Annotated in this window: 1 pseudogene; it reads right to left on the bottom strand. The window is 62.1% G+C overall.

The features are described 5' to 3' along the window. Positions 1–104: 104 nt before the first annotated feature. A pseudogene (locus IMZ11_RS44685) lies at positions 105–388 on the bottom strand (hypothetical protein); the annotation flags it as partial.

Raw genomic sequence — 388 nt, 5'->3', positions numbered from 1 at the left:
AGACCACAGTGCCTGAGGTTGGAGCCCGACGGCGATGATCATCGCGATCAGCACAATGCCGATGAGTCCGCTCCGGATGAGGTGCGATCCACGGTATTTCAGCATCAGGGCTCCCCACAGCGTCCGGTGTTCTGCATGATCCACGGGAAGTACGCGGTGCGCCCCTGCAGGTCGGTGACCCGGACATTCATGCCGCACAGGTACTGATTGATGAAGCTGCCGTAGGCCCCCAACCGGACCAGCTTGCGGTAGTTCTTGGGTGCGTTCTGCAACGAAAGGTCCATCCGCGCCATGTCGTCCTCATTCGAGAGCAGCGGCGCCAGTCGGGTGAGTTGATCGACGGTGCCTGACAGGGGCGGCCGGGCCTGGGTCATGAGGTCTGTCAGAG

The sequence above is a fragment of the Microtetraspora sp. AC03309 genome, assembly GCF_020826795.1.
GTDB lineage: Bacteria > Actinomycetota > Actinomycetes > Streptosporangiales > Streptosporangiaceae > Microtetraspora > Microtetraspora glauca.
The sequence above is the reverse complement of the archived record's forward strand: the minus strand, read 5'-3'. Positions and strand labels throughout refer to the sequence as shown.